This is a genomic window from Streptomyces alkaliphilus (genome assembly GCF_014141535.1).
Classification (GTDB): Bacteria; Actinomycetota; Actinomycetes; order Streptomycetales; family Streptomycetaceae; genus Streptomyces; species Streptomyces alkaliphilus.
Genome location: NZ_VKHT01001118.1, coordinates 1 through 1502, shown reverse-complemented (window position 1 = coordinate 1502; position 1502 = coordinate 1). Strand labels below are relative to the sequence as shown.

Annotated in this window: 1 protein-coding gene; it reads left to right on the top strand. The window is 69.9% G+C overall.

All coding sequences use genetic code 11. The features are described from left to right. Nucleotides 1-104 precede the first annotated feature (104 nt). The gene (locus FNQ90_RS22820) at nucleotides 105-1475 is read left to right on the top strand and encodes a lysine N(6)-hydroxylase/L-ornithine N(5)-oxygenase family protein (protein ID WP_182608078.1); all 1371 of its coding nucleotides are present in this window, start codon (nucleotides 105-107) and stop codon (nucleotides 1473-1475) included. Nucleotides 1476-1502 lie beyond the last annotated feature (27 nt).

Genomic DNA, 1502 nt, shown 5'->3' with positions numbered 1-1502 from the left:
CCCCTATTCCCCGCTGTTCCCCGCTGTTCCCCACTGTTCCCGCTGTTCCCGCTGTTCCCCACTCACCGTCCGACCGACGGTTGCCCCGCACCGATGGGAGTGACATGTCTCAGGTTCTTCCTGGCGACACACCTGTGATCCACGACCTCGTAGGCATCGGCTTCGGGCCGTCCAACGTGGCCATGGCCGTGGCACTGCGCGAGCACAACGCGCGCGTCGGCAGGCAGGAGGCGGTCACCTCCCACTTCTTCGAGCGGCAGCCCCGCTTCGGCTGGCACCGCGGCATGCTCATCGACGACGCCACCATGCAGGTCTCCTACCTCAAGGACCTGGTGACGCTGCGGAACCCGGCGAGCGAGTTCAGCTTCCTGTGCTACCTACAGGGCAGGGGCCGGCTGATCGACTTCGTCAACCACAAGAACTTCTTCCCGCTGCGGGTCGAGTTCCACGAGTACTTCGAGTGGGCCGCCGCGAAGGTCGACGACATGGTCTCCTACGGCCACGACGTCGTCTCCGTCGAACCCGTGCTGCGCGAGGGCGGGGTGACCCACTTCGACGTCACCGCCCGCTGCGGATCGGAGGAGGTCGTCCACCGCGCCCGCAACCTGGTGATCGGCACCGGCCTGCGGCCCCGGATGCCGGAGGGCGTCACCCGGTCGAAGCGGATCTGGCACACCTCCGACCTGCTGACCCGGGTGGAGGAGTTGGAGGGCACCCGGCCCTCCCGCCTCATCGTGGTCGGCGCCGGCCAGAGCGCCGCCGAGAACGTCGCCCACCTGCACCGCCGCTTCCCCGAAGCGGAGATCTGCGCCGTCTTCTCCCGGTACGGCTACAGCCCCGCCGACGACAGCGGCTTCGCCAACCGCATCTTCGACCCCGCCGCCGTGGACGACTACTTCTCGGCCCCCGACGAGATCAAGCGCAAGCTGATGGAGTACCACGGCAACACCAATTACTCCGTCGTGGACATCGACCTCATCGAGGACCTCTACCGGCAGGCGTACCGGGAGAAGGTCCTGGGCACCGAGCGGCTGCGCTTCCTCAACGTCTCCCGGCTGACCGGGGTGGAGGAGGATCCGGACGGTGTGCGTACCACCGTGCGGTCCCTGCTCACCGGCGAGGAGACCCCGCTGGAGGCCGACGTGGTGGTCTTCGCCACCGGCTACCACCCCGCCGACCCGCTGCCCCTCCTCGGCGAGGTCGCGCACCTGTGCCGGCGGGACGAGGAGGGCCGGGTGCGGGTCGGGCGCGACTACCGCGTCGTCACCGATCCCGGCGTGCGCGGCGGCATCTACCTCCAGGGCGGCACCGAGCACACCCACGGCATCACCTCGTCCCTGCTGTCCAACACCGCGATCCGGGTCGGGGAGATCCTGACCTCGGTCATCGAGCGCGGGGAACACGGGGAACACGGGGAGGGAGACGTCGGGGACGGGGCGGGCACCCTCGCCGACGGCATCGGCTCCGCCCGCTAGGGCCGGCGGGGCCCCGCCGGCCCGGCT

Excerpts from the sequence above, each read along its gene's own strand:
- FNQ90_RS22820 (WP_182608078.1), top strand. The coding sequence starts at position 105 with ATGTCTCAGGTTCTTCCTGGCGACACACCTGTGATCCACGACCTCGTA.